This window comes from Mycobacterium appelbergii, assembly GCF_032883035.1.
Classification (GTDB): domain Bacteria; phylum Actinomycetota; class Actinomycetes; order Mycobacteriales; family Mycobacteriaceae; genus Mycobacterium; species Mycobacterium appelbergii.
This window is the reverse complement of sequence record NZ_JAMQTH010000018.1, coordinates 155,676-178,336: the sequence shown is the minus strand read 5'-3', so window position 1 is coordinate 178,336 and position 22,661 is coordinate 155,676. Positions and strand designations below refer to the sequence as shown.

22 protein-coding genes are annotated in these 22,661 nt (G+C 63.2%); 9 read left to right on the top strand and 13 right to left on the bottom strand.

Going from position 1 to position 22,661, the window contains the following annotated elements:
* Positions 1-362: 362 nt before the first annotated feature.
* From M1247_RS32225 to M1247_RS32215, 3 genes are all read right to left on the bottom strand, one after another.
* Positions 363-1,112, bottom strand: a complete 750-nt coding sequence (locus M1247_RS32225) for a hypothetical protein (protein ID WP_317160499.1) — start codon at positions 1,110-1,112, stop codon at positions 363-365.
* A 119-nt stretch (positions 1,113-1,231) separates the two neighbouring features.
* Complete coding sequence (locus M1247_RS32220; protein ID WP_317160498.1) at positions 1,232-2,035, bottom strand: helix-turn-helix domain-containing protein; 804 nt, start codon at positions 2,033-2,035, stop codon at positions 1,232-1,234.
* Between the two features lie 120 nt (positions 2,036-2,155).
* Positions 2,156-2,398 (bottom strand): hypothetical protein, encoded by a 243-nt coding sequence (locus M1247_RS32215; protein WP_317160497.1) that lies wholly within the window; start codon positions 2,396-2,398, stop codon positions 2,156-2,158.
* Between the two features lie 270 nt (positions 2,399-2,668).
* On the opposite strand from M1247_RS32215, the gene M1247_RS32210 reads away from it, so the two are divergent.
* The gene (locus tag M1247_RS32210) at positions 2,669-3,223 is read left to right on the top strand and encodes a hypothetical protein (protein ID WP_317160496.1); all 555 of its coding nucleotides are present in this window, start codon (positions 2,669-2,671) and stop codon (positions 3,221-3,223) included.
* A gap of 15 nt (positions 3,224-3,238) precedes the next feature.
* Here the strand turns inward: M1247_RS32210 and M1247_RS32205 are convergent, their stop codons facing one another.
* Together M1247_RS32205 and M1247_RS32200 are read right to left on the bottom strand one after the other, a co-directional pair.
* Positions 3,239-4,054: a hypothetical protein gene (locus M1247_RS32205; protein ID WP_317160495.1), complete on the bottom strand. Its 816-nt coding sequence runs from the start codon at positions 4,052-4,054 to the stop codon at positions 3,239-3,241.
* Between the two features lie 483 nt (positions 4,055-4,537).
* Positions 4,538-6,025 carry a recombinase family protein gene (locus M1247_RS32200; RefSeq protein WP_317160494.1) on the bottom strand — a complete coding sequence of 496 codons (1,488 nt, stop codon included), beginning with the start codon at positions 6,023-6,025 and terminating at the stop codon, positions 4,538-4,540.
* Between M1247_RS32200 and M1247_RS32195 the strand changes: the two genes are divergently transcribed.
* On the top strand, positions 6,024-7,859 hold the full coding sequence (locus M1247_RS32195; protein ID WP_317160493.1) for an Hsp70 family protein: 1,836 nt from the start codon (positions 6,024-6,026) through the stop codon (positions 7,857-7,859). The two genes, M1247_RS32200 and M1247_RS32195, sit on opposite strands and share 2 nt — an antisense overlap.
* 3 nt (positions 7,860-7,862) lie before the next feature.
* On the opposite strand, the gene M1247_RS32190 is transcribed toward M1247_RS32195, so the two are convergent.
* Genes M1247_RS32190 through M1247_RS32170 form a run of 5 tightly spaced genes read right to left on the bottom strand, consistent with a single transcriptional unit; the run spans position 7,863 to position 13,409 of the window.
* A complete protein-coding gene (locus M1247_RS32190) occupies positions 7,863-8,840 on the bottom strand; it encodes an ABC transporter ATP-binding protein (RefSeq protein ID WP_317160492.1) in 978 nt (325 codons plus the stop codon).
* Positions 8,837-9,823 (bottom strand): ABC transporter ATP-binding protein, encoded by a 987-nt coding sequence (locus tag M1247_RS32185; protein ID WP_317160491.1) that lies wholly within the window; start codon positions 9,821-9,823, stop codon positions 8,837-8,839. The genes M1247_RS32190 and M1247_RS32185 overlap by 4 nt, the downstream gene beginning before the upstream one ends.
* Complete coding sequence (locus tag M1247_RS32180) at positions 9,820-10,782, bottom strand: ABC transporter permease (protein WP_317160490.1); 963 nt, start codon at positions 10,780-10,782, stop codon at positions 9,820-9,822. Before M1247_RS32180 ends, M1247_RS32185 begins: the two co-directional genes overlap by 4 nt.
* Before the next feature lie 3 nt (positions 10,783-10,785).
* Positions 10,786-11,766: an ABC transporter permease gene (locus M1247_RS32175; RefSeq protein WP_317160489.1), complete on the bottom strand. Its 981-nt coding sequence runs from the start codon at positions 11,764-11,766 to the stop codon at positions 10,786-10,788.
* Positions 11,763-13,409 (bottom strand): ABC transporter substrate-binding protein, encoded by a 1,647-nt coding sequence (locus tag M1247_RS32170; RefSeq protein ID WP_317160488.1) that lies wholly within the window; start codon positions 13,407-13,409, stop codon positions 11,763-11,765. The genes M1247_RS32175 and M1247_RS32170 overlap by 4 nt, the downstream gene beginning before the upstream one ends.
* 305 nt (positions 13,410-13,714) lie before the next feature.
* On the opposite strand from M1247_RS32170, the gene M1247_RS32165 reads away from it, so the two are divergent.
* Together M1247_RS32165 and M1247_RS32160 are read left to right on the top strand one after the other, a co-directional pair.
* Positions 13,715-14,605, top strand: coding sequence for a glycoside hydrolase family 16 protein (locus M1247_RS32165; protein WP_317160507.1), 891 nt, complete (start codon positions 13,715-13,717; stop codon positions 14,603-14,605).
* Between the two features lie 85 nt (positions 14,606-14,690).
* Positions 14,691-15,332, top strand: coding sequence for a hypothetical protein (locus M1247_RS32160; protein ID WP_317160487.1), 642 nt, complete (start codon positions 14,691-14,693; stop codon positions 15,330-15,332).
* A gap of 21 nt (positions 15,333-15,353) precedes the next feature.
* Here the strand turns inward: M1247_RS32160 and phnE are convergent, their stop codons facing one another.
* The 3 genes from phnE to M1247_RS32145 are packed head-to-tail and all read right to left on the bottom strand — an operon-like array spanning position 15,354 to position 18,721.
* Positions 15,354-16,934 (bottom strand): phosphonate ABC transporter, permease protein PhnE, encoded by a 1,581-nt coding sequence (phnE, locus tag M1247_RS32155; RefSeq protein ID WP_317160486.1) that lies wholly within the window; start codon positions 16,932-16,934, stop codon positions 15,354-15,356.
* The gene (gene phnC / locus M1247_RS32150; protein WP_317160485.1) at positions 16,931-17,746 is read right to left on the bottom strand and encodes a phosphonate ABC transporter ATP-binding protein; all 816 of its coding nucleotides are present in this window, start codon (positions 17,744-17,746) and stop codon (positions 16,931-16,933) included. The genes phnE and phnC overlap by 4 nt, the downstream gene beginning before the upstream one ends.
* A 6-nt stretch (positions 17,747-17,752) precedes the next feature.
* On the bottom strand, positions 17,753-18,721 hold the full coding sequence (locus M1247_RS32145) for a phosphate/phosphite/phosphonate ABC transporter substrate-binding protein (RefSeq protein WP_317160484.1): 969 nt from the start codon (positions 18,719-18,721) through the stop codon (positions 17,753-17,755).
* Positions 18,722-18,908: 187 nt separating this feature from the next.
* On the opposite strand from M1247_RS32145, the gene M1247_RS32140 reads away from it, so the two are divergent.
* The 5 genes from M1247_RS32140 to M1247_RS32120 all read left to right on the top strand — a co-directional run bounded on the left by M1247_RS32140 (position 18,909) and on the right by M1247_RS32120 (position 22,626).
* On the top strand, positions 18,909-19,625 hold the full coding sequence (locus M1247_RS32140; RefSeq protein ID WP_317160483.1) for a GntR family transcriptional regulator: 717 nt from the start codon (positions 18,909-18,911) through the stop codon (positions 19,623-19,625).
* Positions 19,626-19,737: 112 nt separating this feature from the next.
* Positions 19,738-20,409: a VldE C-terminal domain-containing protein gene (locus M1247_RS32135; protein WP_317160482.1), complete on the top strand. Its 672-nt coding sequence runs from the start codon at positions 19,738-19,740 to the stop codon at positions 20,407-20,409.
* A 108-nt stretch (positions 20,410-20,517) separates the two neighbouring features.
* Positions 20,518-21,369 carry a hypothetical protein gene (locus M1247_RS32130; RefSeq protein ID WP_410506978.1) on the top strand — a complete coding sequence of 284 codons (852 nt, stop codon included), beginning with the start codon at positions 20,518-20,520 and terminating at the stop codon, positions 21,367-21,369.
* Positions 21,370-21,476: 107 nt separating this feature from the next.
* A complete protein-coding gene (locus M1247_RS32125) occupies positions 21,477-21,797 on the top strand; it encodes a HipA domain-containing protein (RefSeq protein ID WP_317160480.1) in 321 nt (106 codons plus the stop codon).
* Positions 21,798-21,990: 193 nt separating this feature from the next.
* On the top strand, positions 21,991-22,626 hold the full coding sequence (locus M1247_RS32120; RefSeq protein ID WP_410506977.1) for a rhomboid-like protein: 636 nt from the start codon (positions 21,991-21,993) through the stop codon (positions 22,624-22,626).
* Positions 22,627-22,661: the final 35 nt, after the last annotated feature.

The window sequence follows — 22,661 nt, the reverse complement described above, 5'->3', positions numbered from 1 at the left end:
TTTCATCGTCCCTTCTCGCCCGACATCGGGCTACAGGACTCTAAAACTGGTGGGACTCATTCACCGGGAACACGCCACGGGCATGTAGCGATTTCCATTGATGCGTCTCCCCTCTCATACGCGCGGATGAATCTGGACAAATGAAAATGCCCCCGGCTCTAGGCCAGGGGCGATCTTCGGTGTTTGGTCGGCGGGAGAAGCGGAACATTCTCCCTCTGGGGGAGACGGCTTCGCCGAATCGCTCGGGGGAGCCAACAGCCCGCGCGCCCAGGAGGGGACTCGCAGACTGTCGTCTCGACCAAACCGAGAGGGGGAGTGGTATATCTCCCTCTACCTGTTACGGAATACTTCGTCGGGTTCGGTCATACTCGCGGTATTCCCGGAGCTAGGCCGCTGGCCGTGCTCGCTGTGTACCGATGCCCTGCGCCTTCGATGCTGGACCTCAGCCCAAACCACTGAACGAACTTGAGACCTTTGTCCTCCGGCTCGGGGGGCGGTTCCTCCCCGCGCTTCTGTGCTCTTTTGACAGCAGTTCTCCACCGGCCCCGCTCGCTGTCTGCGAGTTTGGCGCAGGGCTTTCCGCAATACTTACGAGGATTGCCCACGTTGCGTGCATCTCCACGTGATACCAGCTCCCGCAGGGTGCACCCGGAACACTTGCACGCGGCACCGGGCGCGGTTATCGGTTCAAACTCACACTTGTACTTGTCCACATCGGGCGGTGACATCTCCCCACCGCAGTAGGCGCAGTGTGTGCGTTTGGCCGTCTTCCACGGTCGTGACTGTTGGTCGTCCACCATGAATCCGTGACCAGCGTCGATCATCTGCGCTGCGGTATTACCGATGACGCTGGGCTTCAGCTGGACAGGGTCATCTGTGTTGAACGTCTTCGGATCAACCTTGTCGGCGTCGAAACGTTGGTCGGTGTCCGACGATCCAACACGCTTGGACTTGAGCTGCGCGTAATCGGGGTTGTCGTCTCCATCGTCCCCTGGTATCCAAGGGGCCTGCTCGACTTCGAACCGTCGTCCACGGTCGTCTAGGTCAACCACCTTGGACAGCCCACCGTGGTGGTCCTGCGTTGCCCGCTCGGACTCCAGGGTGTCGTCCACGCTGACGCTTTGGGCTACAGCTTCGGGCTTGCCGTTCGACTTACCGGGATGTTCCACGAGCTCGTCTAGAACGTCCTGCCACGGTTCTCGATGCCGTTTCCGGCCTTTGGGTGTCATCTTCAGTTGTTGCTTTCCATGAGTAAGTGTTCAGCAAGGGTTGGCAGTTCGCCGGGTGTGAACTCGAACGGTTCTCCGGTCTCGTCATCCACGTAGCGCACGGTTGGATGACCACTGGGGTCCAAGATCCAAGGATCGACTGGGAGCGGCTTGGCTCGCGGCCAAGGAACCTGTTGGCCGCTTGCCCAAGACGGGGAAGAGATAAGACCAGCGCCTTCTAGTTCGGCTGCCGTAGGTTCGGCAGCCTCACCTAGAGCCGCAGGCTCTGTATGTCTTCTTTCCTCCATCGGGAGCTGAGCCACCAAGCTCAGCGACTGGATACCGTCATGTTTCGGGTCTTCGGTGACCCGAAGCTCTCTATGACCTGTTAGATGATCTGATACCAGGACCTGATTGGGTTCGTCGTACGCCGAACTATGTGGTTCCGCGTATGCCGAACTATTAAGTTCCCGGTACGCCGAACCTTTGGAGTCCGGAGCGTCACGGATCAACTCGAAAACAGAGTTCAACTTCGACCGCCCGCTACCGCGTGAAACCTCCTCAATCCATCCCCTGGCTTTGAGTGCCGTTACCGCTGCGGATGCCGTGGTCTTGGTTATGCACGCTTCCTCGGCGATTCGGTCAAGGCCTGGGAACGAGTTCCGGCCCTCCCCGTCGGTGTGGCTGTAGATGGCTATCAGCACACGGAACTCAGCAGGCTTGAACTTGTGACCGTTGGTCCGTTTCAGCCAGTTCAACTTCGAGAACTTCTGGCTACCCTGCGCGGTCAACGCTGGTGCCTCCGAGCACATGGTTGATCTGAGCACCGAGCGAAGCTAGTTCCTCGGCATTGAAGATGAGCCGCTTCGAGTTCGTCGGTGTCGAGACTCGATAGAGCGTCTTGAGGTGGTTTGGCGACCAGAATGCCGCTACAGCGGGGGTCTGGCTCACGCTGCGACCTCGTACACAAGGTGCTCGGCCCGGTAACCGACCATCGTCGTATCACGGTGTACCGCACGCTCTCGAAGCGTCAGCCCGTTCTGCTCGATGTAGACCAGCACTGGTTGGTACTGCGGAGAATCGTCTTTGACGTGGATGCTGCGGCGTACAGCTAGCCGCCCGCCTTCTGGCGTGTTGATCGCTACAGCGTGCAACCAGCACGGTTTGTCGGGTAGTTCGATTGTGGTCATGTGTTGTGTCTCCTAATGGTTCGGTTGATCTGCCTTATCCAGGTCGGGGCGTTCTCCTGTTGTCGCCCGTGGCAGTCGCCGGCCCGGTCTGCGAGCGCGGTTCGCTCGTCCCTCCCAACGGGACATCTGGACCCGTTGGTCTGTGCGGGACTTCACCTACCCGCTCGGTCTCTGTTCAGTTTTCAAACTTCGTCGTCGTCGCTGACAAATATGAATGTACGGCATGTCTGACTGGTATGTCAAACAGGTTAACCATGCTAGTGTGTCTATATGGCTAAATGGCAGGTGAACGAGGACGACTACACCGTCACGACGGACGTTGGGCCGAACATGGAATGGGTCCTGGCGATGCAATGGCCGGAAGGCGTGACGCAGGGCGGGCCGGCGGTCCTGGTCATCTATCCGTCAGATCCCGATAGTTGCCCGCCTGGCGGGCTGTCTCAGACCGTGCTGCGTGAGGTTGATTTCAAGTACGCAGCCGAGAAGCTGCGTCGACAGATCGAGAGCTCCAAACGCTGGGACAAATCGCGGAAGCGTGGCGATGAGAAGATGGATGCCTTGCTCATTGAGCACGCGGCGGATGGTCCGTCGTCTGAGACTTATCTGGCGCTTCTGGCGAGAGCGTATGTCTCAGCGGTAAACCAAGGACAGGACAAGCCACTACAGCACTTGGCGGAAGTCGCCGGTAAAAGCGCAGCGGCGATAAAGAACCACCTCTGGCAGGCAACACGCAAGGGCCTTCTGGAACGTTCTCCTGGGCGTGCGGGTGGTCGGGTTACTCCTAAAGCTGCGACGCTGAACGAAGCTGCGCTGTCCGAAGCTTGACATCGTACGGCGGCGTTAAGGTGCGATCGGATGATTGATGTTCTGAAATGCCGGCAGACCGTCAACCTGCTGGTAAGCGTGGAGTATCCAACCCATCCTCTCCACCGCTAGTGGTTTGCACTTAGCAAGGTCCTCGCCGCTTTGCTCCATTATGTGCACAAGATAATCCATTACCATCACGGTGAAATGAACTGCATTGACGCCGTTTTCACGCCGGAAGATGTGGAAGTGCCAATCTACACTCGACCGGATATCTAACCGCCCAGCAGGTTCGCGAAACTTCGCAGCCATGTGGACAGCCTGATCTCGGAACGTAAATACCTGCGCTACACAGGATTTAAGCCCGAGCACGTTGGCCGGCTCGATGTTCATATGGTACCTCAGGGTCTCCGTAATCCGCTTCTTTCGAGACGTTCCCTTGGTACGCCACAAACTGTCGTGCGGATGGGGGCCGCACCGTTCTTTGACGGTTGCGTAGAAGGCGTCGATGGCAAAGGCGGATGCCGTGATCGCCCGCATGGTTGCTCGTAATTCGCGGATCATCAGCCGATCTATCTCGCGGTCGATCCGATGTTTGTCCTCGTCAGCTTCGGCGGCATCGAAGAGGGACATTCTCCCTGGAATTTGGTCTGCCACCTGGCACGCCACCCCTGCCGCGTCAATCGCATCTTCGAGCCAGTACGGCCACATGTCGGTCCGGATCTTGACACGGGGTTGGCCCATCGAGACCTGGCCTTCGTCATCGACCGTGATCGAAAGGCCGCTTATCTGGAGGTCTCCGCCGGTGACAACGCGAACGCCGCGCCACCTGCGGGGTGCTTCTTCGGGCATCAAGAGATTCTCCCTGCCTATCCGCCCGTCCGTCGGGGAACTGAATCAGCTCGCAACTCCGATAACGGATCGGAGATACGAACCACTACGGGGTGCTCACCGAGTTCGACCAGACCTGCGGTGACTGCCGCATTGGTGGCAGTCAACACCCTGGCACCCGTCTGACCAGCCGATATTTTGGAAACGTAGTTTATTCCCAGGTGCCCGGCTATCCACATATTTGCCTGCATCGCTGAAGCAATTGACCGTCGTGTCGCGTTTGTTGTTTAACGTCTGCTGCATGACCGCTACGGGCTTTGCAATTGCTATCTCTGCGACTTCGGCTTTTACGTTTTGTGCATGGCTAGGGTTCTCGGCGTTGATCACGCATCTAAACCCCAAAGAAGCCGAAAAAATCATCCGCGCAACAGGCCGGTGGTTTCCGCTTCGTATGCCTCTGAGATGGCCATGGCACAAGTGAGACAGCTCTACGTGGTGAGCCCGTTAGCGCTTCGTCATCCTGTCCCGAATATCTTCCGGCACATGAAGATTGCTCTTGAATGTACCGCCTTGGTTGGCGGCTCTAGTCCTGCCCTCTAGTAGGACTTCGTAGCGAATACCAGAGTCCAGCAACAGTCGCCGTTTAGCGTCCGTGTCTGAGTCCTCCCAATCCTGCGAGTACGTCCGTCCTGTGGGGACGTGCTCGGTACGGGTCGGTTGGACCGGTAGGGCCTCAAGCTCAACGATGCGAGTGTCCAGCTCTGCTATCTGCTCTGCGAGCGTCTCCAGTACCGCGAGCGATGACGACTTACGCATCACCCCGGTGACCACCTCTAGCTGCATTCGCGCTGAGTCGAGTTCGTCGGTGTGATCTGACGCCGGCACGATGACCGGCTCGTGAACCTCGGTGTCTCCCAATTTGTCTAGGAACGTTTCCTCTAGAACCTCTTCCAGCCACTCGGCGGGTATCTTCCCACCGTGCTGTGGTTTCGATGAGCAGTAGTAATAGCGGTAACGCTTCCCTTTGGCTACCTGTGACTTTTGGTGGATCGAGCTGCCGCACTCCAAACAGAACGCAACACCGAGCAGCGGACTTGCGTTGCCGGTGCGGTTGGTCGTCTTCGGACGCTTGCGAAGGTCTAGGACCGCCTGTAGCTGTCGGAACTCAGAGGCGGTGAGGATCGGTTCGGACTTCATCACTTCGGGGTCTGCATCGCCCTGGTGGACGGTGTACCCCAGCAGAGTCTTGGACTCCAGCAGCCGGTGGAGCGTCGTGGTACTCCAAGCTGCGCCGGTCGTCTCTTTGCCTTGCAGCTGGCGTTGCCGGTCCCGAGACGACGGCACGCCTTCAGCTGTGAGCCGTTCGGCGATGGACTGGACGGAGTCACCCCGTGATACGTCAGCGACTATGCGCCTGATTACCTTGACCGCCTCGGCGTCGTGAACCAGCTCCCAGCCGCCTGTAGGTAGCGGTTGTGGTTTGAGTCCGTAGTGGACCGTTTCGCCGCCCCAACGGCTCTCAGACCGAAGTTTCTTACGGGCTTGAACAACGCGCTCTTTGATCGAGTTGCGTTCGACCTCGGCGAAGATAGACGCGAGCTTTACCCACACCTGACCCATCTGTGTATCGGTGTCGATACCGTCGTCTACGCAAACGATGCGCTTGCCTCGATCTAGGCACCACCTGAGCAAAGTCTCGGTGTCCATAGACGACCGTGAGATCCTGTCGAGCTTCCAAGCGACCAGCACATCCCAAGGCTCTGGAGGAGTGTCGGTCAGCCACTTACCGAGCGACTCGCGTTTGAATGGATCAACCGCCCCGGACGTGTCCATGTCTTCGGACACATAGGTAACCGTGGCATCGTTGCCGGATGCCCACCACTGGATACGCTCACGCTGACGAACAGGAGAGGTCGATTCATCTGTCAGCTTGGAGAGCCTTACAGCTCCGAGAATCCGGAGCTGACCAGCTCGTTCGGGGATGTTGACCATGGTTGAGCAGATTACCCCGTTGGGGTTGTCGATCGGGACCACCAACTTGGTTGCGGCGCGGGTCGGCAATCAACCTATAAGCCGGCGATCGGTGTTGACGCTGTCGACAGACCGGACGCCGCAGGTCGGCGTGCCCGAACCCGGACACGGCATCACCCTGGGCGGGTTCGTCGAACGCGTCGGCGATCCGGTGCCGCTCGTGGCGCCCGACGGATCGTCCTACCCGGCGGACACCCTGCTGGTCGAGGCGTTGGACGCCATGGTCGAGACCGCGGGCGGGCCATCGTCGCAGTTGTCCGTCGCGGTCCCGGCGCACTGGGGCGCACCCACGCTGCGTGCGTTGCGCAATGCGCTGCGCACCAATCCGAGCCTGGCGCGGGCGCGGCTGGTCTCCGACGCGGTCGCCTCACTGACGGCCTTGCGGGCAAACCCCGGCTTGCCGCCCGACGGGGTGGTGGCGCTGATGGATTTCGGCGGCGGGGGCACCAGTATCACGCTCGCCGATGCCGCCGTCTCGTTCGAGCCGATGGACGAGACGACCCGCTACCCGGATTTCTCCGGTGATCAGATCGACCAGGCCCTGCTGACCCATGTGCTCGACGGCATCGCCCAGGCCGGGGGCATCGACCCCGCCGGTACTGCGGCCGTCGGATCACTCGCGCGGCTGCGTGAAGAATGCCGTCAGGCCAAGGAGCGGTTGTCGGCGGTGACCGCGACCGACCTGGTGGCCGAACTGCCCGGCTATTCCGAGACCGTGCGCGTCACCCGCAACGAACTCGATGCGCTGATGCAGCAGCCGCTCACCGGTGCGTTGGATGCGCTGGAAAATGCGTTGGAGCGCAACAGGATCAACTGGGCGGCAGTGTCGGCGGTGGTGACCATCGGTGGCGGTGCCAACATTCCCCTGATCACCCAACGGATCTCGGAGCATTCCCGCGCGGTGGTGGTGACGACACCGCAGCCCGCGCTGGATGGCGCGATCGGCGCCGCGCTCTACGCCGCCTATGCGGCCGACTCCGACGCGATGACCGGTGCGGCGCCGACGTTGGGCGTCGCTGCTGCGCCGGTCACTGAGCCGGCTCTCGAAATACCTGCGGCAGCGGCGGATTCATCCACCTTCCGGGCGCTGGCCTGGTCGCAGGACGACCACGGCGACGATGTGGTGCCCTACACCGGCCCGGACTCGATGGAGTCCTACGGCAGTGAGACTTCCGCACGACCGGCGGTGCAGTACGTGCCGCCCACCGGGCCGATCGAAACGCCTCCCGGTATCTGGCAGCGGCTGCCGTTGGCGGCGTTCGGCATCGCCGCGGTGCTGGTGCTCATCGCCATCGGCGGCGTCGCCTATGCGCTGACGGGCTCGTCGGGCAGCGCGCCCACATCGGAAGTCCGCACAGCCGAACCGAAGCCGCTGACCCAGGAACCCGTGCCCAGTGTGGTCGAGCCACCGCCACCGCCCCCGGTGACGGTCACCGAGGCCCCACCACCCCCGCCCGTCACGGTGACCGAGGAGGCCCCGCCGCCTCCGCCGCCACCGGTGACCACCACCCACGTGGCCCCCACCACGACAACGCCTCCGACGACGACCACAACAACGACGACAACCACCACAACAACCACGACGACGACGCCGACCACCACGACGACGACGCCGACAACAACGACCACCACGACGAATCCGATGACCACGAGCTACGTCACGGTGCCGTTCGTACCGGTGCCCATCCCTATTCAGGTGCCGAACACGGGACCGCCGCAGCCGCAATACCCGCAATACCCGCAATACCCCCAGTACCCGCAGCAGCCGCAGAATCCGTTCCAGCCGTACCCTTGACGGTTATCCGCGGGGATGATGACACGCGGCCGCGTGTCCAGGGGAGTGGTCGATCAGGGCCGGCGCCTCGCTGCGGCACACCTCGGAGCACCACGGGCAGCGGGTGTGGAAACTGCAGCCCGCAGGCGGATTGATCGGGCTGGGTACGTCGCCGTCGAGCACCAACCGCTCGCGCGCCGCATTACGACGTGGATCGGGAATGGGCACCGCCGACAGCAGGGCGCCCGAGTACGGGTGCAACGGCTTGCCGTACAGGCCGTCCGCATCGGCGTTCTCGACGATCTTTCCCAGGTACATCACCGCGACGCGGTTCGAGACGTGGCGGACCACCCCCAGATCGTGCGCGACGAACAGGTATGACAACCCGAAGTCGGACTGAAGGTCCTTGAGCAGGTTGATGATCTGGGCCTGCACCGATACGTCGAGCGCCGAGACGGGCTCGTCGGCGATGATGAGCTTGGGTCTCAGCGCCAAGGCTCTGGCGATCCCGATCCGCTGGCGCTGCCCCCCGGAGAACTCGTGCGGATAGCGGTTGTAGTGCTCAGCCTGCAGGCCCACCCGCTCCAGCAGTTCGTGCACCTGCCGCCGCAGTTGCCCACCACTGGCGAGACCGTGCAGTTCCATTGGGTCACCGACGATTTGGCCTATCCGTTTGCGTGGATTCAGCGAGGCGTACGGGTCCTGGAAAATCATCTGCATCTGGCGGCGGATCGGGCGCAGGTCGCGCTGTGACCGGCCGACGAGCTCCTCGCCATCGAAGCGGACCGAACCCGAGGTGGGCTTGGTCAGCTGCAGGATGACGCGGCACAGGGTCGACTTGCCACAACCCGACTCGCCGACCAGTCCCAGCGTCTCGCCCCGGTTCAGGGTCAGACTGACGCCGTCGACCGCCCGCACCCGCGCCACCTCACGGTCGATGACGACACCGGACTTGATCGGGAAATGCTTGACCAGATCGGTCATTTCCAGCAGCGCGGTCACCGGAGGTTCCTCTTGTCGGCGGGGTTCAGCCAGCAGCGGTTCAGATGGGTTCCGCCATCGGGGTTCTGCAGCGGCGGGGGTTCGGCGCACTTGTCGAACCGGTGCGCGCACCTGGGCGCGAACCGGCAGCCGGCCGGTGGGTTGAGCAGCGACGGCGGCTGCCCGGGGATCTGCGGCAGCCGCACCGGACGGGAATCCTCCACCCGGGGTAGCGAGCCAAGCAGGCCCCAGGTGTAGGGGTGCTGCGGATCGTAGAAGATCTCATCGAGTGTGCCGTTCTCGACGATCTGGCCGGCGTACATCACCACAACGCGGTCGGCGACCTCCGCGACGACACCGAGATCGTGGGTGATGAGGAGCACCGCGAGTTCCCGGTCGCGGTTGAGTTGTTCTACCAGACGGAGGATCTGGGCCTGCACGGTCACATCGAGAGCCGTGGTCGGTTCGTCGGCGATGAGCACCTCGGGCTCCAGCGCCAGCGCCATCGCGATCATCACGCGCTGGCGCATGCCGCCGGAGAACTCGTGCGGGTAATCCGACACCCGGTGCTCGGGGTGCGGGATACCCACCGCCCGTAGCAGTTCCACCGCCTGTGCGCGGGCTTGGACCTTCGACACATCGCGGTGCGCCCGGATCATCTCGATGATCTGATCACCGACCCGGTACACCGGATTCAACGAGGTCATCGGGTCCTGGAACACCATGGCGATGTGCTCACCACGGATGTCGCGCAGTGCGTCGCCGTCGAGACCGTTGATCTCGCGGCCGCCGAAATCGACCGAGCCTTCGATGACCGCGTTGTGGCCCCGGGTCAGGCCGATCAGCGTCTGCGCGGTGACGCTCTTGCCGGATCCGGATTCGCCGACCACAGCGAGGATCTCGCCGGGGTTCAGCGTGAAAGAGACACCGTCGACCGCCCGCACGACACCACCTTCGGTGGTGAAGCTGACCTGCAGATCGGTGACCTGAAGAACTGCACTCATATTGCGGCTGCCTCTCCGAGCCGGATGCGTGGATCGAGATAGGCGTAGAGCAGATCGACGATCGTGTTGAACAGCACGATGAAGAATGCGCCGTACATCGTCACCCCGATCAGCGGTGGCAGGTCCAGCGTGCGGATCGCCTCGCCGGCATACAGGCCGACTCCGTTGATGTTGAACACGGTTTCGGTGAGGATGGCGCCCCCGCCCACCACCGCGCCGAAATCGAGTCCGAACAAGGTGACGATCGGGATCAGCGAGTTGCGCAGGATGTGACGTAACCGCACCTGCCGCTCTTTGATGCCCTTGGCGCGGGCAGTGCGCACGTAGTCCTCGTTGGCGACATCGAGCATATTGGTCCGCAGGACCCGACTGTAGAACCCGACGAAGAGCACCGCCAGCGTAATCCACGGCAGGATCAGATGATACATCCACTGCACCGGATCTTCGGTGAGCGGCACGTAGCTGCTGGCGGGAAACAACTCCACCTTGTAGGTCAGGAAGTACAGCAGAATCGCGGCCAGCCAGAACACCGGCATCGAGATGCCGACGAGCGACAGAATGGTCAGCGCCCGGTCGGTGAACTTGCCCGCATGCACCGCGCTGAGATATCCGAACCAGATGGCCAGAGCCATCCACAACACCGCCGCACCGATGCACAACGACATCGTGGCGGGCAGACCCTCCCAGATCTGTTGGGCCACATTGCGGTCGCTGGCGTACGAGGTGAGCTGACCGGTGAGGATCTGCTTCATCATGGTCAGGTACTGCACCGGTATCGACCGGTCGAGGCCGAGGTCGTGGCTGACTCGGGCAATGAGCTCCGGGTTCGCGTTCTTGCCGGCGATGCGGGCCGCGGGATCGGAGTTGGGGATCACGTTGAAGATGACGAACACCAGCAGGGAGATCGCGAACAGGACCGCGATCATGCCCAGCACGCGTCGGACGACAAACCGGATCATTGTTCAGTGCTCCAGCCGGATTTTGGCCTTCGGATCGAGCGCATCGCGCAGCCCGTCCCCGAAGACGTTGAGCGCCAGCACCGTTACCACGATCATCAAACCAGGCACGATCGTCAGATGTGGCGCGGTGTAGATGGTCTGATAGCCGTCGGCGATCATCGTGCCCCACGACGCGTTGGGCGGGCGCACCCCGGCGCCGAGGAACGACAGCGCCGATTCCAGCAGCATGTTGTTGGCGATGTTGAGGGTGAAGAAGACGATGATTGTCGAGATGATGTTGGGCAGTAATTCCGAAACCATGATGCGTAGCGGCCCCTTGCCCATGGCGACTGCCGCCTCGACGAACTCCTTTTGTCGCAGGGCCAGCACCTCACCGCGGATCGGCCGTGCCATATACGGCACGTAGACGCAGCCGATGATGAGGATCGGGATCCAGATCGAGTCGCCTGCCACCTGGATCGGGCCGAGTTTCAGCCCGCCGAGTGCCAGTGCCGTACCCAGCGCAATCCCCAGCAGCAGTACCGGAAACGCCCACACCACGTCCATGATCCGGGACAACACCGCGTCCACCCAGCCTCGGTAATACCCGGCAAGCAGTCCGATGACCACTGCCAGCACCGTCGTGGTGACGGCCGCGGCCAGGCCGATGTAGATCGAGGTGCGACCGCCATAGAGCAACCGCACCATGACGTCACGGCCATTCTGGTCGGCACCGAGCAGGTACCGGCCGTGCAGACCCGGCCCGATCGGGGTGCCGTCGGGCGATACGACGTTGGTCTGAGCCCCGTCGATCAGGACCTTGTCGGTGATGTGATTCTCGTTGGGGGACGTGTGCGCCACGTGGTCGGCCCATAGCGGGGCGGCCAGGCAGAGCAGCACGATCAGTACGAACAGAACACCGCACGCGAGTGCCAACTTGTTGCGGCGCAGCCGGACCCATGCCAGGTACCAGGGACTGCGCCCCTCGACCGCAACCACCGTCATTTCAGGGCAAACGAGGTGAAGTCCTGGTTGAACAGCACATGGTGGTAGCTGGTGTCGAAGTCCATCCGATCCGACAGGAAGGTGGTGAACTCTTCGTTGCCGTACGGTGCCCACACTGCCTGCTCCATGTAGGCACGGTCCAGATCCGCGTAACCCTTCTTGACGTCATCCGACATCTGTTGATTTCGCAGTTGATCCATCTTGGCGTCGAGATCGGGGATGTTGATTCGCGAAAAGTTGTTGCTGTTGGTCGGCAGGATGCTCTTGCCGTTGATCAACGGACGGAAGAAGTCGTCGGGGTGCGGAAAGTCCTGGAACCAGTCGGCGAACCCGGTATCGAGATCCGGGGTGGTCTGGTTGCCGATCGTCGTCCAATAGACATCGCCGGCAATGACTTTGAGCGTTGCGTTGAAGCCGAGCTGGGTCAGCACATCGTGGTAGTACTCGCCGATCCGCTTGCGGTCGGGCTCATCGTCGGTCCACACGGTGATATCACGGTCGGCCGGATTGGCCTCGGCGATAAGCTGTTTGGCCTTGTTCAGATCAGTCGGATAGAGCTTGTACTCGTCGTATCCGGGCATCCCGGGCGGCAGGATCTGCTGCGTCGGGTGCAGTCGGCCACCGAAGACGCGGTTGAGGGCCTCCGGGTCGATCGCATAGTTGATCGCCTGGCGGACCCGTAGATCGTTGAACGGGGCCTGTTGGGTGTTCATCCAGAAGTAGTAGGTGTTGATCGAATCCTCCATCCGGAATCGGTCGCTGAACCGGGCCTTGACCTCGGGCAGCCGATCGGCGTCCGGCGGATCGTGCATGAAATCGATCTTGTTCTGTTCGACGCCGGTCACCTGCGCACTGTTGCTTTTGTTCTGGGTGACGATGATCTTGTCGACATGCGCATCGGCCACCTCGTCGGCGCCTGCGTCCTTGACTGTCTGGAACTGCGGATTGCGTTCCAGCGTCACGGTGTGTGGTGCGTCGACCTTCGTGATGGTGAACGGCCCGCTGCTCGGCGGCGGGTTGTTGGTCGCATCCTTGTCCAGCGGGGTGCTCGGCGGCACCGGTGCGGCGAACGGCAGCCCCAGGATGTTGTCGAAGGTGCCGTTGGCATCTTTGAGAGTGATGGTTATGTCACCGGTGGCGTCGTCGGTCTTGATTCCGCTGATGGTGTCGGCCTTGCCCTCGGCGTACTCGTCGGCGCCCACGATGACGCCGTAGAACACCGAGCCGCCGGAGTTCGTCTTGAACAACCGCTGGATCGCGTAGGTGAAATCGGAGGCCTTGATGGGTGTTCCGTCGGAATACTTCATGTCCGGCCGCAGCGTCAGCTTGTAGGTTTTGCCGTCGGGGGAGACTTCGGGCATGGCTTTGGCCAAGCCGGGCACCACCTCCGCGCCGTCGACCCCCTTGGCATGCCGATAGGTGAGCAGCGGGGTGTAGGTGTCGTAGAGGACTTCCCAGCCCTCCAGCGTGTAGGACAACTGTGGGTCGATGTAGTCGGGGAACGAGGTCATGGTGACGTTGATCTCGCCGCCGTCCTTGGCGCTGGAGCTCCCGCCCCCGCCTCCGCCGCCACATCCGGCCGCCCCGAATACGGCCAGGGTGGCAATGGTGGCAACGGTCAGCGCTCTGCGCGGCAAGATCATCTATTCCCCTTGGGTTTCAACCCGGACATTTCCCGATACAGCTGTACGCCATGTCGGCCGGTTGTCGAGCATCTTTCGGGAAAATTCACGGTTCGCAACCTGAACGGCCGATGTTTCTCCTGTGTAACGCAGGATGAGCAAAAGTTCAGGGCGAATCTGCCTTGGCCAACGGGGGTTTCGTGGTGACTATGACGAAACTCTGACGGCGTCGCGCAGCAACGAATGACGACGCGGTCGCCAACGTGTTCCGCCACCCAAATACGCCGTATCCTCGGCAGCCCATCTATTGTGTGGCTGTGCCTGAAATGGATCGTCGCAGTGTGATGTTCATGGTGGGTCTGGGGGTGGCAGCGGCGGCGCTGCCTGCTGGGATCGCCAGTGCTGACCCGGTTATCGGGGATAACCCACCCGGACCGGGGCCGGCGGCGCCTGCACCCGGAACGCCCACTCCGCCGGCTGCCGAGGCAGCTCCCACCTTCATTTTCCAGGATGAATTCAACGGTCCGGCAGGGGCGCCGCCCGATCCGGCCTGGTGGCATCTGGTGCCGGAGCGCGAGACCATCAAGAATCCGGTCGAGTGGGACAAGCCGTTCAACATGGGACGGTATGTGACCGATCAGGAACACGCGTTCCAGGACGGCAACGGCAACCTCGTGATCCGCGCGACGCGCGGGCCGGGCACCACGGTTCAGGAAAAATATGCCAGCGCCAAAGTTGTGGGGAACTGGCGCGGCGGCGTCGGCACCACCTGGGAGGCCCGCGTCAAGCTCAACTGTCTGACGGACGGTGCCTGGCCGGCATTCTGGCTGCTCAACGATAATCCGGTCCGTGGTGGCGAGGTTGATCTCGTCGAGTGGTACGGCAACCGGGACTGGCCGTCGGGCACCACCGTGCACGCCCGGCTGGACGGTGAGTCGTTCGCCACCAACCCGCATGACATCGACAGTGGGTGGCACACCTGGCGCATGTCGTGGACGCCGCAGGGGATGTATTTCTGGAAAGACTATGCCCCTGGCATGGAGCCGTACTTCGAGGTCCCGGCAAACTCGTTGGCGGACTGGCCATTCAACGATCCGGGTTACACCATGGTGCCGGTGTTCAATATCGCGGTCGGCGGCTCCGGCGGCCGCGATCCGAGTGGGGGCGACTATCCGGCCGAGATGTTGGTCGACTGGATCAGGGTCTTCCAGGGCTGATCGGTCACCGATGGCGGGCAGGTATCGATGTGTCACCATCGGATGGTGCCTGGCGCTCACGGTGCTGCTCGTCGCATGCGGTGCGGTGAACGCAACTCCCGCCCCGTCACAGCCCTTCGCTTTCAGCTATCTTCCGCTGTGGCCGTTCGGTTCCCAGGAGGAGGCCGACCGCTGGTCACACGGCGGTGCTGAACAGGGCCATTCGCCCTGGCACGCCGACGCCGCGGCAACGGCGCTCTTCTTCAGCCAGAACTACCTGGGCTTCGCCGAGATCGATCGGACCACCGGTGTCACCGAAGAAGACGGCGAGGCATGGGTCGGGGTCGGGCACCTGCTGCCCAACGGCAAACCGAGGACCGCGGCCACGATCCACCTGGCCCGCTTCGGCGCCGACCCGGGCGCACCGTGGGAGGTCGTTGGTACCCGCGATGACGTGCTGACGCTGGAAGAACCCGCATACGGTGCGACCGTCGGGCCGACCATCGCGACGGGTGGCACGATCACCGGAGTCGACGAGAGCCTCCAGCTGCGGGTCCACCAACTCGGCCACGAGGGGGCGCTCGCCGAGCACTGCTGTACTGCCGCCGGAGGGCAGGCCCGGCCGTGGTCGGTGCCGATCACCATGACAACGCCCCCACAACCAGGTGCCCTGACGCTCGTGGTGTGGACCGGCGGGCATGTCGCCGATGTCGAACTGTTCGCGGTCACCGGGCTGCGCGCGGCGTGACGACTGTCGGTGGCGCCACCGTCATACGAGTTGTGAACGGATCCATCCCGACAACCGCTCGATGGCATAGACGATGACGAAGATGACGATCACGATGGCGCCCGCCACATCGAAGTTCAGTGTCCTGATCGACTCGAACAACAGGTAGCCGACGCCGCCGGCACCGACGATGCCGAGGATGGTCGACGTGCGTACGTTGACGTCGAACAGGTACAGGCTCGACCCCACCAGCGCCGGCATCGCCTGCGGAATCACCGCGGCGAACAACGTCTTCCACCAACCGCCACCGACCGACAGGACCGCTTCCATCGGGCCGGGATCGATCTCTTCGACGGCATCGGCGACGAGTTTCGCGAGAAAGCCCACCGACCCGATGGCCAGCGCGCACGTGCCTGCGATCGGTCCGAGGCCCAGCGCTGCGACGAACACGACGGCCAGGATCAGCTCGGGGACCGCACGTACCAACAGGATCCAGGTCCGGGCCGCCCAGTACAACGCCGGGTGGGGTGTGACGTTGCGGGCGGCGAGGATGCCGACCGGCACGGAGAGCACGATGCCGATGGCCGTCGACACCACACCGATCGCCACGGTCTGGGCGGCGGCGCTGAACAACTCGGACCCCAGGGCGTCGAAATTGGGCGGCACCATCCGGGTGAAGATCTCGATCGACGGACCCACCCACGTCAACAGCGACAGCGGATTGATCCGCAACACCACGAACGCCGCGACGCAGGCGCCGATGAGCAGGCCCGTGAAAGCGAAGCGGACGGCGCGGTCACGGCCGGGATTCGACTGTGCGGGTGTCAGCAACATCCGGCGCATGACGATGGACAGCAGTTCCATCGCGGCGATGATGGCCAGGATCACACAGACGATGCCGAGGGCACGAGGATAGATCAAGCCGCGCAGCGCATCCTGCAGCGCGAAGCCGATGCCGCCTGCGCCGACGAATCCCAGCACCACCGAGGTGCGCAGGTTGATGTCCACCCGATAGACGAAGGTGCCGATCCACGCCGGGATCACCTGCGGGACGACGGCGTTGAGCATCTCGCGGAAGTAGCCGACCCCGGTACTGCGGACGGCTTCGCGGGGGCGGTTGTCGGACTGCTCGATGGCGTCGGCGAACAGCTTTCCGAGCATGCCGATGGAGTGCAGTGCCAAAGCGAGAATCCCTGGCAATACCCCGATTCCGAGCGCACGGACGAACAGCACCGCGAACAGCAGGTCAGGCATCGCCCGGCAGAACGTGATGAGGCCGCGGGCCGCCGCGTGAACGGCGGGGTGTGGCGTGGTGTTGCCGGCGGCCAGGAACGCCAGCGGCACCGAGACGACGGTCGCCAGCACGGTGCCCAGCACGGCCATCAGCAGTGTCTCGACGGCCAGTCCGGCGATGCGGCCCGGGTCGTCAAGCCGGGGCGGGACCATCCGTTCCAGCAGGGCCACCACCTCGTCGACGCCGTCGAGCAGGGTAAAGGGTGCGAAGTCGATCGACCACGCCGAGACGATGGCGGCGATGAGCGCGACGACCGTGATGAGGTGCAGCAGCCCGGGGACGCCCGGTCTGCGGTCGGTCGCCGGTCGCTCGGCGAGGTCTGTGTTCATGACGGGGTGGCGGAGGAGCCGGTGACCGCGGGATCGACCCGCTGGTAGATCCGCATCGCGTCCTCCCGGGTCATGCCGACCGCCGGCCGGTCGAGAACCTTCTGGCCGTTGCGCAGCCCGACGAGGCGATGGGCCCAGCCCAGGGCGAGATCGACCTGGTGCAGTGTGCACACCACGGTCAGCTTCTCCTCGATGCAGACGCGGAACAGCAGATCCATGACGACACCGGCATTCTCGGGGTCCAGAGACGCCACCGGCTCATCGGCCAACAGCAGTCCGGGTTTCTGCATCAACGTGCGTGCGATCGCGACGCGCTGCTGCTGACCGCCGGAAAGGGTGTCGGCGCGCCGATCGGCGAAGTCGGCCAGCCCGACCCGGTCCAGATGGGTGAGCGCTTCGATGCGCATCTGCCTGGGATAGGTCAGCGTGCCGTAGCGGGGCAACCGCATTCGGCCGAGGCTGCCGATGAGGACGTTCTCCAGGCAGCTCAGCCGCCCGACCAGGTTGAAGTGCTGGAAGACGAAGCCGACGTTGCGTCGCAGCGCGCGGACCTTCCGGACGGAGGCCTGGTCGACGCGGGTGCCGCCGACTTCGACGCTGCCCGAGGTCACCGGTTGCAGTCCGTTGAGGCAGCGCAGCAGCGTGGATTTGCCCGAGCCGGAGAGGCCCAGCAGCACAACCAGTTCGCTGCGCCGCACCTCGAGGGATACGTGGTCCAATGCGACCGTGTCGCCGAATCGCTTGGTGACGTCGCGCGCGATGACGACGAGATCGTCACCGGCAACCGGCTGGTCGGGCCCGGAGGAGCACATCTGCGGTCAGCCCTTGCACTTGTCGGAACCGGTCACCTCGCACACGTGACGCACACCGCCGTAGGCGGAATCATCCACCGGCACAAAGCCCCATGCGCGCTCATCGGTGATCCGGCAGCCGTCGCCCTCACAAAACCCCTCGGCCTGAAGGTTTTTCACGTTGACCTTCTCGGTGAACAGGGACTTGAGTTTGTCGACGGCTTCGGTGCCGAGGGAGTTGTTGGCGGCGAACACCGATCCGGCGATCATGTCCGATTTCCAGACTGTCTTGAGCTGCCCGGGCTTGAGATCGCCCTTGGCGATCATCGTCTTGTCGACCATGGTGTCGAAGGCGAATCCGGCATCGCAGTCACCGGAAGCAATCGCCAACGCCGAGGAGTCGTGACCGCCGGCGTAGATCGGTGTCATCGCCGCGGAGATGTCGGCCTCGGTGCCGGACTTGATGACGCCGGCCTCGATCAGCCCGGCGGTGGGGTAGAGGAATCCGGAAGTCGAACCCGGATCGACAAAGCAGACCTTTTTTCCCGCGAAGTCCTTGAGGCCGTTGATGTTCGACTCGTCAGGGCGCGCCAGACCGTACGACTGGTAGCCGGGCTGCGTGCCCTCGTCTTTGATGACGGCGCCCACCGGGGTGATGTCGGCGCCGTTGATGCCGGCCACCACGTACGCGAAGGGGCCGAAGAACGCGAGGTCGACGTTGTCGGCGATCAGTCCCTCGACCACGCTGGCGTAGTCGGAAGCCTGGACGAATTCGACCTTGGCGCCGGTTTCCTTCTCCAGCAGCTTGATCAGCGGGTCGTAGCTGGCCTTGAGGTCGGTCGAGTTCTCGGCCGGGATGGCCGCCAGCGTGAGGGTCTCGGGGAAGCCCTTGGCGGTGAGTGCGTCGGAGTCGGCTGAACCGGAACAACCGGACATGACGAGGGCGACACCGACGGCTGCGGCGGCGATTGTGGTGATACGGGTGCGGATCTTCATGACACGCTGGACCTTTCGGGGGCGGAGGGGCGCATGGTGTCGTACGGCGGATGCGGCTTTCTGCTGCGTGACCTACCTTGGGCGGTGGTCTATACCAGCGGGCACACGTGGGTGGAACGGCAGGTAAACAGCCGTCAACTTCTTGGTCTATACCATGGTCTGTACCAGATATTGGTAAGGTGTCGAGGTGACTGCGAGTGCAGAACCTCGAGTTCTCAAGCACCAGGTCGTCCGAGCCCAACTGGACCGCATTCTCGACGATATGGACGTCGGCGACCCTTTCCCGTCCGAGCGTGAGATCGCCGAAAGGTTCAATGTCGCACGCGAAACGGTCCGCCAGTCGTTGCGTGAGCTGCTCCTGGCCGGACGGGTCGAACGTCGTGGCCGCACCACCGTCGTGTCCAAACCCAAAGTGCTGCAGCCCCTCGCGATCGGGTCCTACACCGAGGCCGCCAAGGAGCAGGGGCTCAGGGCAGGTCGAATCCTCGTCGGCTGGTCCGACCTGATCGCGGACGAGACTCTGGCGACTCAACTCGCGATCGCAGTGGGCGCCCCGATCGTCCAGCTGGAGCGAGTCCTGACGACCGACGACGTCCGGGTCGGCCTGGAGACCACGAAGCTGCCCGCGGACCGTTACCCGGGACTGCGGGAGACTTTCGATCACCGGGTATCGCTGTACGCAGAGATACGGAGTAGGGGAATTCGGTTCGCACGCACAGTGGACACCATCGACACCGCCCTGCCGGATTCCCGGGAGTCCGCGCTGCTCTCCGTCGACACCCGAACCCCGATGTTTCTGCTCAATCGGGTGTCATACGACCAGGACGGAATCCCCATCGAACAGCGCCGCTCGTTGTACCGCGGCGACCGGATGACGTTCACCGCGGAAATGCACGCCAGTTAGCTGGCTGACCAGCGAAAACGTAAAATTGTGAAATTTGGCAGGACTCTGTGGAAACTCTCAGATCACGGATCCGTTGCTGCAAGTGCCCGGGGCAGCTCGTATGGTGCTCCGTGTGGGTCGACACCGCGTAGCTAGCAGCAGACGAAAATCGTCGGCTGTGATGGCTGGGCTGATCGCCCCGGCGGCCGTGTTATTTGCAGCAGGCGGAACGGGATATTCACCGCCGGCCAAAGACGTCGCCGCCCCCGCTCCTGAGGGCGCCGCGCCTTCGGGCATGGAGATGGTCGCGAAACCGCCCGCCCCGGCCCAGCCGCCCCGGCCTGCCCCCGAATCGGGCATGAAAGTGGTCACTCCCCACGTGATTGCGGCCTCGCGATGGCGGGTGATCGACATTCCGAAGTTGCTCCCCGTCGGCATCGCCCCCGAACGGGGCCTACAGGTCAAGACCATCCTGGCGGCGCGCAGCATCAGCGCGGATTTCCCCGAAATTCACAGCATCGGCGGGGTACGTCCGGACTCCTTGAGGTGGCATCCGAACGGCCTGGCGCTCGACGTGATGATTCCCAACCCGAGCAGCGCGGCGGGCATCGCGCTCGGCGACGAGATCGTCGCCTACGCATTCAAGAACGCGAAACGATTCGGACTGCAGGACTGCATCTGGCGTGGCACGTACTACACCCCGGACGGCGGCGCACGAAGCGGCGGCTACGGGCACTACGACCACGTCCACATCACCACCAAAGGTGGGGGCTACCCCACGGGCGGCGAAACCTACCTGCGCTGAGCCGTTCCCGGCGGTGGTCGTCGAGCGTGTCAGCCGAGGTGGCACCGGCGCGCAGCTTAGATTCCCGGTGTGGCCGGCAAAATATCGTTTCGGCGGGCGCGATCGGTGATGAGCGCCGAGGTCGCGGCGATCCGCCGCAGCGATCCCGACCTCGACCCCGCCGACATCGCCGGATTCACGCTTCCGATCCTGGTGCGCACACTGGCCGTGGTCGCGATCGGCTCCGTGCCCCTGCTCGTCGTCCGTAACGGTCAAAGCGAGAATTCGCAGTTGGTTGCGGTGATCGGGTCGTTTGCGCTGGTGATCATCTGTGCGGCCGTGGTGGCCTGGTTGACCTCGATCGTCATCTCCGGGCTGGTGGTGATGATGCTGTACCGGACAAGCCCGGCCACCTCGTCGCGGCTCGTGGTGCGCATCCTGACGGCCTCTTTCATGCGGATCGACGACTCGGCGTCGGCGTGGGCGCTGCTGGCGCTGTTGGCCGGGCTGCTGTCCCTGGCGTTCGGGCTGCCGACCCGCACCGCCGATGAACTCGCCAACTCGGTGCTCGACGATCTGCTGGCTGCCCAGATCGGGGTGCTGCTGGTCGCGCTGGGCTTCGGATTCGTCGCCGAGTCGGTTCGCTCGGCCGCCGACATCGTCGATGACCAGTCGCTGCTGCTGGCGTGGCCGTGGGCGCTGCTGATCAGCGCGCTGAGTTGGGTGCTGGCCACGATCGCCGGACCGTTCGAGGCGACGCGGATGCTGACGATCCTGCTGCACGAGTGGCTGCCCGCCATGGTCGACGGCCGGCCGAGCGCACAGGTGATCGCCGAACTGGTCCCGCCGTCGGCGCGGTGGTGGGTGGCATTCGGGCCACTGCCCATCGTCGCGGCCATCTGGGCGTACCAAGCGGCACGACATGGGGGATTCGCCGCGATCAGGGAGTTCTTCGAGGACGACGAGCCGACTGAGGGTTAAGCGTTAAATAGCAGGCATAGGAGCGACATGGCCGGCACCAAAACACAAATCGAGGGTGCTAGGCCTGAGATTGCGCGCATAGCGCGCGCCGTGAGTGCGACGGCCCGATGACGCTTCCCGACTTACGTGAGGTGGGCGAAGCGGACGTTTACGTCGGTGACCGCTCCCTTGCTGAGGCATGCGCGCGAGGCGGCGGCTCGAAGGTGGCTACGACCGTCGAATTGCTCAAAACCGTTGTATTTTCCTGGCTTATCGGAAATGGCGACCTGCACGGTAAGAATTTGTCGATCTACGACCCTGACGGGGTCTGGCAACCAACCCCCGCGTACGACCCTGCTCTGCACGCAGCCCTACCTGGGATGGCGGGATCCTATGGCACTCAATATATTCGGCCGCGCCAATCGGCTGACTCGGGCCAACTTCGTTGATGCCGGCGAACGTCTCGGCATCAGGCCTCGCGCAACGACGAGGATGATCGACGACCTTGTCGACACCGCGTCCGACTGGCCGGATCGGTGCGGGGAGATCGGGTTCGATGATCGACAGACAGAGCTTCTTGCGGACATGTTGCGCACAAGAATCGGCAGTCTGCAATAACCGGCACATACTCGTTGTGTGCAGCTGAAGCAGTGGTTGACGGCTGGGTGGCGATATGTCCTCAGCGCACCGTTGACGTATCTGTGGTTGGTCGCATTGCTGGCCACCACGATCGTCCAGCGCCAGATGCACGGACGACAGCTGCATGACCTGTTGGTGGAGAGCTCGACCAACATCCATCACCTCGAGACCGATCCGCTCTATGTGTTGTTCACCAGCCTGTTCTGGATCGATGGACGTTTCTGGACGCCGTACCTGGTGCTGTTCACGCTCATCCTCGCACCCGCTGAGCGCTGGATTGGGCAAATCCGTTGGCTGATAGTCGGATTGACCGCGCATGTGGTTTCTACCTACGTCAGTGAAGGTCTGCTGTATCTGGCGATCCGCGATCACCTCGCTCCGGAACGGCTCGTCCACGCCCGCGACATCGGGGTCAGCTACTTCCTTGTCGGAGTGGGTGGCGTGCTGGTCTATCGGATTCCGCGGCCGTGGAGATGGGTGTACCTCGGCGTGGCCTTGGTCTGTTTCGGGGCGGCCCTCGTCGTCCACGTGAACTTCACGGCCATCGGCCACCTCTGCGCTCTCCTCGTCGGCCTGGCCTGTTATCCCGTCGTGCGGCAACGGGTCATCGAGTCGCGGTCTGAGCCTCGGCGCGGCTGAGCAGGCCGACGGCGTCGTGTGCGGTGTTGTTGCGA

Coding starts and splice junctions, on each gene's coding strand:
- M1247_RS32215 (WP_317160497.1), bottom strand. CDS start 2,398: ATGACCACAATCGAACTACCCGACAAACCGTGCTGGTTGCACGCTGTA.
- M1247_RS32210 (WP_317160496.1), top strand. CDS start 2,669: ATGGCTAAATGGCAGGTGAACGAGGACGACTACACCGTCACGACGGAC.
- M1247_RS32205 (WP_317160495.1), bottom strand. CDS start 4,054: ATGCCCGAAGAAGCACCCCGCAGGTGGCGCGGCGTTCGCGTTGTCACC.
- M1247_RS32195 (WP_317160493.1), top strand. CDS start 6,024: ATGGTTGAGCAGATTACCCCGTTGGGGTTGTCGATCGGGACCACCAAC.
- M1247_RS32200 (WP_317160494.1), bottom strand. CDS start 6,025: ATGGTCAACATCCCCGAACGAGCTGGTCAGCTCCGGATTCTCGGAGCT.
- M1247_RS32185 (WP_317160491.1), bottom strand. CDS start 9,823: ATGAGTGCAGTTCTTCAGGTCACCGATCTGCAGGTCAGCTTCACCACC.
- M1247_RS32180 (WP_317160490.1), bottom strand. CDS start 10,782: ATGATCCGGTTTGTCGTCCGACGCGTGCTGGGCATGATCGCGGTCCTG.
- M1247_RS32175 (WP_317160489.1), bottom strand. CDS start 11,766: ATGACGGTGGTTGCGGTCGAGGGGCGCAGTCCCTGGTACCTGGCATGG.
- M1247_RS32170 (WP_317160488.1), bottom strand. CDS start 13,409: ATGATCTTGCCGCGCAGAGCGCTGACCGTTGCCACCATTGCCACCCTG.
- M1247_RS32165 (WP_317160507.1), top strand. CDS start 13,715: ATGGATCGTCGCAGTGTGATGTTCATGGTGGGTCTGGGGGTGGCAGCG.
- phnE (WP_317160486.1), bottom strand. CDS start 16,934: ATGAACACAGACCTCGCCGAGCGACCGGCGACCGACCGCAGACCGGGC.
- phnC (WP_317160485.1), bottom strand. CDS start 17,746: ATGTGCTCCTCCGGGCCCGACCAGCCGGTTGCCGGTGACGATCTCGTC.
- M1247_RS32145 (WP_317160484.1), bottom strand. CDS start 18,721: ATGAAGATCCGCACCCGTATCACCACAATCGCCGCCGCAGCCGTCGGT.
- M1247_RS32130 (WP_410506978.1), top strand. CDS start 20,518: ATGAGCGCCGAGGTCGCGGCGATCCGCCGCAGCGATCCCGACCTCGAC.
- M1247_RS32125 (WP_317160480.1), top strand. CDS start 21,477: ATGACGCTTCCCGACTTACGTGAGGTGGGCGAAGCGGACGTTTACGTC.